Consider the following 13807-nt stretch of genomic DNA (forward strand, 5'->3'; position numbering starts at 1 on the left):
ATTTTGGATAAGTGTTAGATTAAACTTTGATTTAATCTAATTAGTTTTTTTCTGTTAGTTCTAGAAATTGTTCTTCAAGACTGTTTTTGCGCTTAATCAAGTGGTTTAACACTATGTTTTTTTCAAATAGAAATCTATTAAGTTCTTTTGCTTCTAAATTTTCTTTTAAATAAACTAAAACCTTTCCTTGGTCTATGGCAACATTCTTTACCGCAGGATGAACTGATAAAACAGACATTAGAGTATCATTGTCATCCGCTTGTAATTCAAAAAAGACATCGTTAGCTGACATTCCATCTACTAAACCAGTATACAGAATTATACCTTTTCTTAGAACGAGAACATGAGTGCAAACTTTTTCCACTTCGTCTAAGAGGTGAGAGGCAAGAAGAATTGTCGTTCCTTTTGAAGCAATTTGTTTTATAATATCTCTTATTTGGTGAATTCCTTGAGGATCTAGTCCATTTGTAGGTTCATCAAGAATTAGAATTTCTGGATCATTTAGTAGTGCTGAGGCAATTGCTAATCGCTGCTTCATTCCTAATGAAAAAGTACTGAATTTACTATATTGTCTTTCGACCAAACCTACTAATTCAAGTTTTTCGGTAACTTTAGAATAATTAATTCCTTTTATTTTACAAACCAATTCGAGATTCTCTTTGGCAGTCATGTAAGGATAGAAATTAGGTCTCTCTATTATTGCACCTACTTTCTTTAAAGCTTCGTGCGTCTCCATCGTACCATCAAACCAACTGTACTCGCCAGAAGTCTTATTAACTACGTTTAAGGCAATACCTAAAGTGGTAGATTTTCCGCTACCATTTGGCCCTAATATCCCGTAGACATTGCCTTTTTGAATTTCGAAAGAAACGTTTTTTAAAGCTTGGAGAGCGCCATAACGTTTAGTGAGATTTTTAACAGAAAGTATTGTTTGCAAAATTGTAGCTTTTTAGTTTTTTATAAGACGAATAAAATATTAAAATGTTACTGCTCATTTCTATTTAGTTTTTTTAAAAGGTAAAAGACATTGCTGTTAGCTTTGCAGCAGTTATAGGTTTCATAATATAATCCTTTAAAAACTCATGCTTTTTTGCCATTTCAATGTCTGCTGGGTCAATTGATGAAGACACGATATAAATCGAAATATCTTTTACGATATCTAATTTTACATATTCTTCTAGAAACTGCCAGCCATCAATTATCGGCATATTCAAATCGAGTAATATTCCATCGGGCAATTCATCGCTATTCTCACTATTTTGCTTTAGTTCATTTAAAGCATCTTGTGCGTTATAAAAAGAATGGATTTCGTCGCAAAATTTATTTTTATGAATTAACATACTAATCAATTTTACCGTCAACTTATCATCATCAATTATGTAGATTCTTCTATTTTTCATTTATATATAATTTGAAGGTTGAACCAACGTCTACTTTACTTTCGACCTCAATTTTACCTTTCATTCCCTCAATTTGATTTTTTGTTATGAATAAGCCAATTCCGCGCGCATCACTGTTTCCATGAAATGTTTTGTACATTCCAAATATTTTATGACCATTTTTTTCCAAATCTATTCCCAGACCATTATCTTTAAAGTTGACGATAGTGTGCTCACCATTGGACTCACAATTAATTTCTAAAGTAGTTGGTCTTTTTGGAGACTTGTATCGTATTGCATTTGTAAATAGGTTTACTAATATACTCTCTAGGTAAGAGGGAACTACAAATAGCGTTAAATCTTCTGGGATAGTATCTGAAACTGTAACTTTATTTTCGCTAATAACGAGTGCTAATGACTCTTTTACTTTTCTAATTTCATCTTTTAAGTTGACTTTTGTCTTACTTAAATTTGTGCTTTTTTGAATAGTAACAATTTCGTTGAGATAATTTATCGTGTCAGAAAGTTTTTCTGTCGCTTCTTTAAAGAGTGGGAGATAGGACAATTTCTCTTCTGTGGTGTCAGCATCTTCTATTACTTCAAGCACCATAGCTAGATTGCTAGTATGTGAGCGAATATTGTGCGAAATGATATGAGCAAAATTAAATAGCTTTTTATTTTGATCAGTCGTCACAGTAAGCAAATTGTTAAGTTCGATTTCTTTGCTGTGGCGAATTGTAACATCCCTACCAATTCCTATATAATAGATCAGGTCGTTTTGCTGATTAAAGACTGGAGTTATATTTAAATCGTACCAATATTTCTCCTTATTTTTTTTATAGTTTAAAATTGTAACTTTCACAATTTCCCTGTTGCGAACGGATTCACGCATTAAATTTGTAGTTTCAACGTCAGTTTCTGGACCTTTAGATAGAAAGCCAGGTGTATGACCAACGATTTCTTCGAGAGTAAAACCAGTTAACGCTAAATAAGCATTATTTGCCCAAACTGTCTTTCCTTTTGGATCTGCTATAGTTATGGTATCATTCGTTTCCGAAACTGCCAAGGAAAGCATATTCATGTACCTTGCTGCAGTTTTTCGATTTGATATATCTCTGATAAAAAACACTAAGTAGTTCTTATCACGTACTTTAAACTTTTTTCCAGAGGAGACTTCAACAGTTATGCTTTTTAAAGACTTCGTCTTTAAAATTGCTTCATTAATAATGTGATTATCTTGTAAAATATGATCTTCAAGGAAAACAAAAGAATCTTTTTTATTTTCTCCAATGAGCAAATGAGAAAAGGGTGAACCTATTAATTCTGACTCATTAAATTCTGTCAGTTCTGCTGCTCGGCGATTATATTGTGTAATTAAGCCATCGGAGGTATCAATAATAAAAATGGCGTCATTAGCATTCGAAAAAAGAGAAGAAAATTTTTCAACATTCAGTTCTAATTCGTTAATTAGATTCTGTTTTTTTGTAATATCTCTAAATGTGCCAACTAATCTTCGAGGTTTGCCTTTCTTAAAAATGACTTGGCAAATGCACTCGACATGTCGCTCATTATTCTTAGCAGTGTTCACTTGGAATCTACCGTGAAATGGAATTCCTTCTTCGACCGCGTGATGTAAAAGCGATACAAAACGATCTCTATTTTCACCTTTTTGATAAAAGTCAATAGCGGAACCTTTTACAGGGATAAAATCATCATCAACTTCAAGAATATTTCTTGTAACTGAATCCCAAAATGCAGTTTCTTTTTTAAGATTGAGATCCCATATACCAATTTTTGCTGACTGTGCGGCATTGAGATACCGATTAAGCTTTTTTGGCATATTTGTAAGTTTAATATTAAATTATCGGTTCTTGTTCTCAAATATATAGATTAAAAGCCAATTTTCTCTGCGAAATAGCAAAAACACTTTTTAATTCAACCCATGTTTTTACAATTCATATCAAGTTTTCAAATCTGTGTTGTGATTATAGCAACTTTCATTTATTTAAGTAGTAGAATCGAGCATCATAAAATCAATACTTTCTAAATAATAGGTAGGAATTAGAAAATCCAGAGTTGCATCTCTTTTCGAAAAAAAAAAGCAAATTGATACTAAAAATTTTATTAAAAGATAGCAAGGAAAGTAGTATTGATTTATTATTGGAGAAATAAGTGCTATTAATCGTTCTAAAATACAATAATCGTACTTCAGATTAAAATAAATCGTCGTTCTACAAGGCCTCAATTAATTTACAGAGAGAATCTAATTTTAAAGAAGTGATGGGTTTTTCAATATAATTTTTAACGACAGTATATTCCTTAGCTTTTTCAATATCAGCTGGATCGATTGATGAGGTCATAATAAAAACAGAGATCTTCTTTTTTAAGGATAAGTGGATAAACTCATCGAGAAATTGCCACCCATCCATTATTGGCATGTTTATGTCTAATAATATTGCGTCAGGTAACAGGCCTTCATTATTCGAATTTTGTTTAAGAAGTTCTAATGCATTTTCAGCATTGTAAAAGGATTTAATTTCCTCACAAAATTTATTTTTCGAAATAAGAATGGTCATTAATTTGACAGTTAATTTGTCGTCGTCGATAATGTACGTTAATTTATTTTTCATTTAAATAAATTTTAAAATTTGATCCTTCGTCTACCGTGCTTTCCACTTCTATTTTGCCGTTCATAGCTTCTAGCTGGTTTTTAGTTATGAATAATCCAATTCCTTTAGCATCCTCATTACCGTGAAATGTCTTGTACATTCCAAAAAGTTTATGACCATTTTTCTTTAAGTCTAATCCTAAACCGTTATCTCTAAAATTGATTACTGTGTAGTCATCAATTATTTCGTATCCTATTTCAAGAGTTGCATCTCGTTCTGATGATTTATATTTAATTGCGTTTGTAAATAAGTTAAGTAAAATACTATCAATGTAAGCGGGAATAGCTGATACAATGAGTCGGTCAGGAATTGTATCAGTAATAGTAATTTGACTTTCTTTAATAACTAAACTTAACGATTTTTTAGTCTTTTCTATTTCCTTCTTTAAACAAATCTCTTTTTTTTCTATACTTGTTTTTTGTTGGATTGTTATAATTTCATTTAAGTATTCAATGGTTTCAGAGAGTTTTTCAGTCCCCTCTTTAAATAAATCGAAGTAGGATATTTTTTCGTTAATATCATCTGTACTTTCAATAACATCAACTACCATTGATAGATTACTAGTGTGAGATCTAATGTTATGGGAAACAATATGTGTAAAATTATATAACTTATTGTTCTGATTACTAGTTACCTCGAGAAGTTCTTTTAATTCTAATTCTCTTTCAATTCTAGACGTTACATTTCGACCAATACAAATGAAATTTATAAAATTATTATTATTATCAAGTGCTGTTGTGATATTCAATTCAAACCAATACTTTTCTCCATTCTTACTGTAATTGAGTATTGTGATCTTGATGCTTTCTTTGTTTTTAATCGCTTTACGTAGGAGGGAAGTTGCATTTCTATCTGTTTCTGGACCATTAGAAATATAGTCTATTTTACTACCTAATATTTCATTCATATTTCGACCCGTAAGATCAAGATAAGCTTTGTTAGCCCAAATCGCAGCGCCATTTTCATCAGCAATTACAATTGTATCTGTTGTTTCTGAGGCAGCGAGTGATAATAAGTTTAGTTTGTTTTCAGAATTTTTTCGTTCGCTAATATCTCTTATAAAGCAAACGAGGTACGTTACATTATCAACCTGGAATTTTTTTCCCGAGGCAATTTCTACAGGAATAGATTCACCTTTTTTTGTTTGAATATAGGTTTCATCAACAGTGTATTCATTTCTATACAAATTATACTTTAAAAAAAATCTAACTTCTTTTCTATATTTTTCTGGAAAAAGCTGTGAATTATGCAAACCCGTTAATTCGGAAATATCGTAACCCGTAAGAGCAGCTGATCGAGGATTGCAGTCTGTTATAATTCCGTTAGAAGTATCGATAATGAAGATAGCATCGTTAGCGCTAGAAAATATAGATGAGAATTTCTGAACATTTAATTCTAATTCGTTAATTAGATTTTGCTCGGTCGTAATATCTTGGAATGTTCCTAGTAAATTAGTAGGTACACCTTCGCTATTTTTCTCAACTAAGCAAATACATTCAATAAATTTAATGTTGTTTTTTGCAGTTGTGATTTGGAATTTTTCGTCAAATGAAACTCCTTCAGTTATGGCACCACAAACCATACTTTTAATGCGATCTCTGCTTTCTCCTTCTGTATAAAAATTTAGCGCATTACCATACACTGGCTCAAATTCCTCACCGACTTCAAGAATGCATTTAGTAACGCTATCCCAAAAGACATGATTCGTTTCCAGATTAATTTTCCAAATGCCAATCTTTGCAGATTGAGCAGCCTTGAAATACAGTTCAAGTTTGTCTGTCATTTTTAGGTTTTAAGTATTTTAGGTAAATATGGGTCTCCAAATATAAAATATATATCTATTCATCAAATTCTTTTTATGATAAACTTTCTGTCAAATTAAAAACTGCCTTAAAATAATTAGTTAAACAACTGCTAATCAATGTTTTAATAAATTTTATATTTTCGAAAAGTCATTGATTTTTTAAGAAACAATTTGCTTATCTACTGAAAATTAGGTTTTTACTTGAAATATTTCCCTGTTTTATTGTAGCTATTTATCTTATCGACTTTATAATTCGAATAAACAATGTAAATTTTAACGTAATAAACTATATTTAAGATAGTTAAGCTTATTTCGACAACGAAAATTCTATGATTTAGAGATAGAAAAATCAATTATAAAAGCTTGTTTTAGTTTAGCTTCTTTCTTTTAATTCATATTTTTAAATCACTTCGTTTCCTTCGTTTAGGTTTAAATACTTTTCATTTTAATTTATCGTAATTTTGCTTTAAACCTATTTTAGTATGAGTGAGCCAATAATGCTTTTTAAAAAGCCGTCCTATCCTATAAACGATTCTCTTCTAAAGTATTTAGAGCGTTTTGATAGGATTTCAAAAGTTTCTATTTTTTATGACGATTTACTGCGTTTTTCAGGTTCTATAACTGTTTATGATAAACATGATCAGGATACATTATGGATCAGAGTGTATTACAATGAATTTGAAAGACAAGAAATTGACTTAAATTTAAAAAAAATATATTCGCTTTTACATTCTGATGGTAATCTCGGGATTCTTAAATTCTTGAATGTCGATTGTATTGATTATTGCACATTTGGAAACTCTAAACCTTTTAGAATAAAAGTTAGAAATATATTAAATGATAATTACACTCACTTTTACATTAAAAAAGCTGATGCTTCACGGGTTTACGGTTTAGAGTTGGAACATATTCTTTCACCGGATAAGATTAACTTTTTAGTGTACGGAGACACGCTAGTTGAAGAGCACATTATGGGGATTGCAGGAGATGTTTTTATAAAAACGTTACTTACTGAATGTACTGAAACCGAAAAAGCACAAATTGCAAAAGAATTTGTAAAGTTCAATGAACGTTGTATGATTCGATTATTAGGCGATATGCGTGCTTACAACTATGTTGTTATTCCTATTCATGATTTTGACCAAGTAGTTTATAGAATTCGTGCAATAGATTTTGACCAACAATGTTATGAAGGTAATTTTAAAGTCTATCGTCCTCAATTTTTTAAGGAGAATTATCCAATGGTTAAATTGGTAAAAGACAAATTGCAAAATAGTTCGATCGAACAATACAAAGATGAAGAGCGATCTGTTTTAGCTAAAAGAATTCTTTCTGCAGAGAATCGCATTAAAATGTTACTAAAGATTATGGGACAAGATAATATTGCACCAGATTCCCATTTAGAGCAATTACAAATGGAGCTGTATAATTATACCAATGATTTGAATTTTAAGAAAGCAAAATCAATGGGTAATATAATGATTGCAGCATTTGAGTTCATCATTAGAAATTACAAGAACATAAATTTGTTTAAAAACAAGGTGCAATAATTGTAATTCATTTTGTGAAATTTTAAAAAATTAGATTTCTGCTTTCCAGTCAGCGTAGCAGATGAAAAATTAAGTTAGTAAAATATGAAAAAAATATTTCTATTGTTGTCCGTTGTTGTATTATTGGGTTGCCAACAAGGGTTTACTTCTCTTAATACAATCTTTTCATTACCTAAAAAATTAAAAGAAGTCTCGGGATTAACTTATGATAGCAATAGCAAATTATTGTGGGCATTGGAAGACCACGGCAATGCTAATGCGATTTATGGTATAAATTTAAAGGGGAAAATTGAAAAAACAATTACAATAGAAAACACTGACAATGTTGATTGGGAGGATATTACTCGAGACAAACAAGGTAACTTCTACATAGGTGACTTTGGTAACAACGAGAATAGAAGAAAAGATCTTTCCATTTATAAAATTGACAAAAAAGATTTGCAATCTGAAAGAGTAAATCCATCCTATAAGATTTCTTTTGTATATCCAGAGCAAAAAGATTTCCCACCTAAAAAATCAGATCTATTTTATGATGTTGAAGGTTTTTTTGAATTTAAAAATAACTTTTATCTCTTTACAAAAAATCGAAGTAAAGGATTTGATGGCACTTCATTTGTTTATAAAATTCCCAACAAAGCAGGATTTCACCAAGCTGTTTTAATGGGTAAGTTTAAGACTTGCAACAAGTATAATAGCTGTGCTATTACTAGTGCCGCAATAAGTCCAGACGACAAAAAAGTAGTTGTTTTAACGCATGATAAAATAATAATGTTCGAAAATTTTAAAAGTGATAGTTTTCTAAATGGTAAAAAAACAACACTAGAATTAAATCATTTTTCTCAAAAAGAAGCCGTTACTTTTAAAGATAATACTACTTTATTTATCGCGGATGAAAGAACTAAAAATGAAGGCGGGAATGTCTATGATGTTAATCTCACTGCATTAAAAACCAAATCCTAAACCAACTGCTATCCTAGCTTCTTCATCGCCAATACTTTTAAAATAAGTGAGTCGGGCTGTCAAAGTATTGAGGCCATTTAACCATAATCCTCCACCATAGGACTTATGCCATTTTTCGGAAGTTTCACCGTCTTTCCAAACTCTACCGTAGTCAAATCCGCCTAAAATTCCAAAAGACATGGGAACAAGATTTCTTTTGATTTTACCTAAATCCCAACGAACGTCAGTGCTTTGATAAAAAGATTTATTTCCTAAAAAACGTTCATTTCTAAAACCTCTTAAATTATAATCACCTCCTAAATTTGCTCCCTGATAAAATTCGTAATTATTATTTAAAATAGTTTTAGCTTTGAAAATTGTGGCGAAAACTACTTTTCCATTTGCGTCAATTTTATGATTGAAATTTAGTTTACTTTCAAGCATTGGAAAATTTCTTTTACCATCTGATAAGTTTGTTTTCCAACCAGCTGTCATCGAAAATCCCATTCCCATTGATGGAAAAGCTGGAAAATCATAATTTTCAAAACTGTACTTCACATTCGCACCAGCAAACTGTTGACTGTCGAATACTTCTGGATTTAAGTTTGTCGCAGAAGTAACGAACCTATTGCTTGTTTGCTCAACAGTGATTCTTTCAAAGCTAGTTTGGAACCGAATCGTACTTCCATGTTTCCCTACTTTTTTTATTGACGGAAACGCTTTGATCATTTTCATTCGAACGCGATTGTAATCTTTACCAAGATTTTCATCATCATTAATAGTTTCATTTCCATCTCCAAAATAATTGATTGTGAAATTTGGACTTGTATATTGACTTTCAAAATCTAAATCCCATTCTGCAAATAATTTTGGAAACGAGGCATTGTATCCGAGTTCAAATCCAGAAGTGGCAAAGTAGTAATTGGTTTTTAAGCTGTGTTTTTGAGTGTAAGGATTTTGATTGAAATCATTCACTTTGTAACCAGTGATCAGGCCTAGCTTTACTCCATCATCAGGATTATATCCAATATTAGGCAGTACTGAAAAGAAATTATATTTTGGCTTTTTGTAATCGTATAAGCTAACTTCATAATCATCTGACAATAAAGTTTTAGCTTTGGAATCTATATCGAAAGTATTTTCTTTTGTTTTAAAATCGTGAATTTTTATATTTTTTCCGTTTTTAACTGTGTAAGAATCATTATTTTGACCACCTATTAAACGAATTTTTATTCCTGAGTTTTTCATTCCCGTTACTTCAAAAATGTCATCGTCATCTAATCCATAAATCCATATTTTTTTTGTTTTTTCAGTAGTAAAATTTCTAGTGTATTGTAATTCCTCTTTATCCTTTTTAACGCGATAAACTTGGATTTCTAGATTGTTTTTATCTGTATTATGGATTACAAACTTGTCTTTTTTATCAGTTCCCACAATCAAAACAGTATGCTGCAACACTGCATAATATTTTGAAGCAGCACTTTGTAAGTCTTTTTTACGCAGTTTTAATTTTCTTTTAATGTCCTCAATTGTTCCGTCTTGAACTTCCTTCGGTAAATTTTCAAATGCTGCATCTATAGCTGCATCAGATAATTTATCTTCTATGTATTTTGCCTGCGTGATCCACTCGTCTTCATTATTGATTTTCAAAACAGCAAGGTCTAAAGGATAAGGCTCGCGATTCATAATCTTTACATTTTTTATTTTATCTCTAAAAGATTGCATGTGACGCAGCGGAACACTTTTCATTAAAAGGGAAAGTAATGTACCATCATATTTTGTAAAAGCTTGATCGCGATCGCGAGGAATTGGCTTGTAGACAATTTTTTCACCTACTTTATATTCGCCCCAGCGCCATTGATCATCGTGTCTATCCCAATCGCCTATTAAAATATCAAATAATCGTGCTCGAATATATTCACTTCCATCTACTGAATACTTTTCATCTTTCAAAAGATTTTTTAATACATCCTCTGTACTTATAATTGCTGAAGGTGTTCCAAAACTTTTCACCGCTATTTGGCTTGTAGTTGGTCTTTCTTCAACCATATATAGTTCGTTTCCAAAATCTGCATTAAAAGAGCCTAAGGCATGATGTTTTGGAATGTAATATAATTTAGGATTCGTGTGAGATACTCCAATTTTTTCTGCAAGATTTCCAACAGCAAATGGAGTATAGGGATGAGCTGTTGTGTAAAAATCAGCTAATAAACTTTCAGCGTAGGTGCCATTAAACTCATCTTGTATGAATTGATTTTTAAATGCTACCGATTGAAGAAATCTTCCCGTACTTTTCTTAAGTGCACGCATTACGTACTCTTTTTTATTTTTATCAATCAGTTGCAATGAATTAGATTGATGTCCGCCACCAGCGCGTTTTGGTAGCAAACTACCCAAAAGCGTATCAATTGTGGCTGTTTGTGCTTCTATTGGTAGATTGTAATATTTGCGGTGATGCTTTCCAAAAAGGAATTTGTAGAATTTAGATTTCTTAGTTTGTTTATCACTGTAAATACTTGTAGTGGTCGTTTTTGGAAATGATTTTGGAAAGTTTGCTGTCTCGAAATTATTTTTTTGCTCTAACACATTATGTTGAAAAAGTAATTTTTCAATTCCGTCCTCTTGTCCATAAAAAGATACTTGCGCTGTTCCATTTTCGTGAAAATCTAAAGAAGCATAACCATTTTTACCATAAGAGAAATCATTAGCAAACACCGATTTTGCAGCTTCAAATTTTGAACCCGCTCCGCTGATTATTTGTTTTATACCATCATTTTCTATGTATTGTAGATTATGATCATGACCAGAAACTATAATTACATTATCATTACTTTGTAATAACGTTTTTACTCTTTGCGTAAATTTAGTGTAGTACTTATTTTGAATGTCTTGCGGACTTATGCCTGAAGTTGCGCGAAGAAAATTAAGTGCAGACCCTAAAACAGGTAACGGAATTTTTTGCTCTAAAGGAAATAGTTGCTTTTTCATTGAGAATTGTCCACCATGAGTTCCGTTGCTCATTAATGGATGATGCACCGCTAGTAGAACTGTTTTGTCTTTATTTTTTACTAATAAATCTTCTAATTCGTCGAAGAAATCTTCGCGAGTTTTAATTGTACAGTCGTCATTGATCGTGGGAAACTTGTCCCAATCCTCTATATACCATTGACTGTCAATCGTAATTAAAAGTAAATTTTTGTTAATTTCGAGATCTTCAATTCCACAACTTTTTCTAGGAAGAAATGATTTTTTATTGTTGAGGTATTCCGTTACTGCTTTAGCCTGACGTTCTAATCCTTCGATGCCACTATACCAATCGTGATTTCCAGGGATAAATATAGTTTGTCCTTTAAAATCATTTGATAATTTTAGTTGCGCATTTAATTTACTTTCTGCAATTTTTTGCTTTACTAAATCTTTGTTGTTGGGCAAACCTTTAGGATAAATATTATCTCCAAGAAACAATAGAGTAGAGTTTTTATCTGCTTTTTTTAAGCGATTTTCTAACTTACCAAGATTTTTTTGTGTTGTAGCTTCCTCTAAATTTCCAGCATCACCAACTAAAAAAAAAGTATGCGTAATTTTTGAAGTTTCAGCAGTTTGCTCTTTTATAGGATTTTGAATATTTTTCCCATATTGTGCATGATGTGTTGCACAGGATTGTAAAATAAATGTTCCAACAAGTATTATAAAAATCTTTTTATTAAAAGTAATAAAAGAGTTATCCGAAATTAATTTCATAATTTAGTACTATAAAAATTAGTCCATGAACCTAATAGAAGCGGCCAAAGCATTCATTGAAAAATTATTCAAAGATAAACTTTCTACTTTATATACCTACCATAATTTAAAGCACACCACTGATGTAGTTGCTGCTGTAAATGAGATTATCACGGTTGAAGATTTGAATATTGTTGACAAAGAGATTCTACTTCTTGCAGCTTGGTTTCACGATGTTGGTTATGTTAATGGATGCCATCAACATGAAGAATCTAGTATTGCAATGATGACTGATTTTTTAATCAATAAAGGTCAAGATTCTCAAACTATTGAAAGCGTTGCTACTTTAATTCGCTCGACCACACTAGGATATATTCCACAAACACTCCTAGAAAAAATAATAAACGATGCTGATTCACATCATATTTCCAGCACTCAATACGACGTGACGTGTAATGCTTTGAGGATGGAGCTTCAAAACACGAGTCAAAAAACTTTTTCTGACTTAGAGTGGAATAATGAAAACATACATTTCCTAGTTAATAGGCATCAATATTATACTAAGTATGCATTAGAAAACTGGCAAACCGCAAAAGAGAAAACGATACAAATTCTGCAAGAAAATAAAGTTAAAATGGAATTAAGCAACTTAAAAGAAGTAAAGAAAAAGTCTAAGGAAGAAAAGCCAGATCGTGCCGTTGACACCTTATTCCGAATTACATTAAACAATCACACGACTTTAAGTGGTATTGCGGATAGCAAAGCTAATATTTTACTTTCCGTAAATGCCATTATAATTTCAATCGCACTTTCTACACTAATTCCAAAATTAGACAGTCCCAGCAATGCACATTTAATGATTCCAACCTTTATAATGTTGCTATCTAGCGTTATTACAATAATATTTGCAATACTTTCTACGAGACCAAAAGTTACTAAAGGCGTTTTTACGAGACAAGATATTGAAAATAAAAAAGTGAATTTATTATTCTTTGGTAATTTTTATAAAATGCCGCTTGATGAATACCAATGGGCAATGAACGAAATGATGAAGGACAAAGATTATCTCTATAATTCAATGATTAAAGATTTATACTTTTTAGGATTAGTTCTCGAAAGAAAATATCGTCTTCTTAGAATTACCTATAATTTCTTTATGTTCGGAATCATAATATCTGTTATTTCCTTTGTGATTGCTTTCCGAATGGTTTGAGTTTAATGTAACTCCTTGAGAAGGTCTTCATAACTGTATTTTTTTATATTCTGATCGAAATTGTTATTCTGAACTTTTACACGTATTGCTTTTAGACCAGAAACTCCTTGCAATTCTTCGACTTCAAACTCCTCGATGAGTGGTTCTAATATGTTCTTGAACTGTAAAAATTTTATGTAGTTGAGATATTCAATTCGCTCGCTATTGTGAGAATATACGATTGTAATTTTTTCTTCCTCAGTGATTCGTTCCATAGTTCCTTTTATATTTGCTTTATCAATGCGTTTTTTAACAACTTCGTATCGTGCATTATAAGTTCCATCTACGTCAAAACGTTTTTCATCCATTCTAAATCGTATGGAAATAGGAGAGCTAAAAACTAAAATTAGAGAAGTTACATCAAGCTCATACGGTAAACTGCTTTTTAATTGGTGATGTTTATGCTGCTCCCCAAAAACGGTACAACTTTTTGTTTAGATTTAAGATAGGATTAAAAACCCTAAATTAGCATAATTATGTCAAGAACAAGAAGA

General features: G+C 31.2%; 9 protein-coding genes and 1 pseudogene. 3 read left to right on the plus strand and 7 right to left on the minus strand.

Features of this window, described 5'->3' with window-relative positions; translation table 11 throughout:
- Positions 1-40: 40 nt before the first annotated feature.
- From RCH19_RS12460 to RCH19_RS12480, 5 genes are all read right to left on the minus strand, one after another.
- Positions 41-937: an ATP-binding cassette domain-containing protein gene (locus tag RCH19_RS12460; protein ID WP_343023496.1), complete on the minus strand. Its 897-nt coding sequence runs from the start codon at positions 935-937 to the stop codon at positions 41-43.
- Between the two features lie 73 nt (positions 938-1010).
- Positions 1011-1400: a response regulator gene (locus RCH19_RS12465; protein WP_121924338.1), complete on the minus strand. Its 390-nt coding sequence runs from the start codon at positions 1398-1400 to the stop codon at positions 1011-1013.
- Entirely contained in the window at positions 1390-3219 is a 1830-nt protein-coding gene (locus tag RCH19_RS12470; protein ID WP_343023497.1) for a PAS domain S-box protein, read from the minus strand. The genes RCH19_RS12465 and RCH19_RS12470 overlap by 11 nt, the downstream gene beginning before the upstream one ends.
- A 391-nt stretch (positions 3220-3610) precedes the next feature.
- Positions 3611-4009 carry a response regulator gene (locus RCH19_RS12475; RefSeq protein WP_343023498.1) on the minus strand — a complete coding sequence of 133 codons (399 nt, stop codon included), beginning with the start codon at positions 4007-4009 and terminating at the stop codon, positions 3611-3613.
- Complete coding sequence (locus RCH19_RS12480; RefSeq protein ID WP_343023499.1) at positions 3999-5831, minus strand: PAS domain S-box protein; 1833 nt, start codon at positions 5829-5831, stop codon at positions 3999-4001. Before RCH19_RS12480 ends, RCH19_RS12475 begins: the two co-directional genes overlap by 11 nt.
- A 503-nt stretch (positions 5832-6334) precedes the next feature.
- On the opposite strand from RCH19_RS12480, the gene RCH19_RS12485 reads away from it, so the two are divergent.
- Together RCH19_RS12485 and RCH19_RS12490 are read left to right on the plus strand one after the other, a co-directional pair.
- Positions 6335-7402, plus strand: coding sequence for a hypothetical protein (locus RCH19_RS12485; protein WP_121924342.1), 1068 nt, complete (start codon positions 6335-6337; stop codon positions 7400-7402).
- A gap of 84 nt (positions 7403-7486) precedes the next feature.
- The gene (locus RCH19_RS12490; RefSeq protein ID WP_343023500.1) at positions 7487-8362 is read left to right on the plus strand and encodes an SdiA-regulated domain-containing protein; all 876 of its coding nucleotides are present in this window, start codon (positions 7487-7489) and stop codon (positions 8360-8362) included.
- Here RCH19_RS12490 and RCH19_RS12495 read toward each other — a convergent pair.
- Entirely contained in the window at positions 8345-12082 is a 3738-nt protein-coding gene (locus tag RCH19_RS12495) for a metallophosphoesterase (RefSeq protein ID WP_343023501.1), read from the minus strand. The genes RCH19_RS12490 and RCH19_RS12495 overlap by 18 nt on opposite strands.
- A gap of 25 nt (positions 12083-12107) precedes the next feature.
- Here RCH19_RS12495 and RCH19_RS12500 point away from each other — a divergent pair, with 25 nt between their 5' ends.
- Positions 12108-13274 (plus strand): Pycsar system effector family protein, encoded by a 1167-nt coding sequence (locus RCH19_RS12500; RefSeq protein WP_343023502.1) that lies wholly within the window; start codon positions 12108-12110, stop codon positions 13272-13274.
- 2 nt (positions 13275-13276) lie between these two features.
- On the opposite strand, the pseudogene RCH19_RS12505 reads toward RCH19_RS12500, so the two are convergent.
- Positions 13277-13714, minus strand: a pseudogene (locus RCH19_RS12505) (GAF domain-containing protein); the annotation flags it as partial.
- Positions 13715-13807: the final 93 nt, after the last annotated feature.

Origin of the sequence: Flavobacterium sp. PL12 (genome assembly GCF_039123485.1) — a bacterium.
Taxonomy (GTDB): domain Bacteria; phylum Bacteroidota; class Bacteroidia; order Flavobacteriales; family Flavobacteriaceae; genus Flavobacterium; species Flavobacterium weaverense.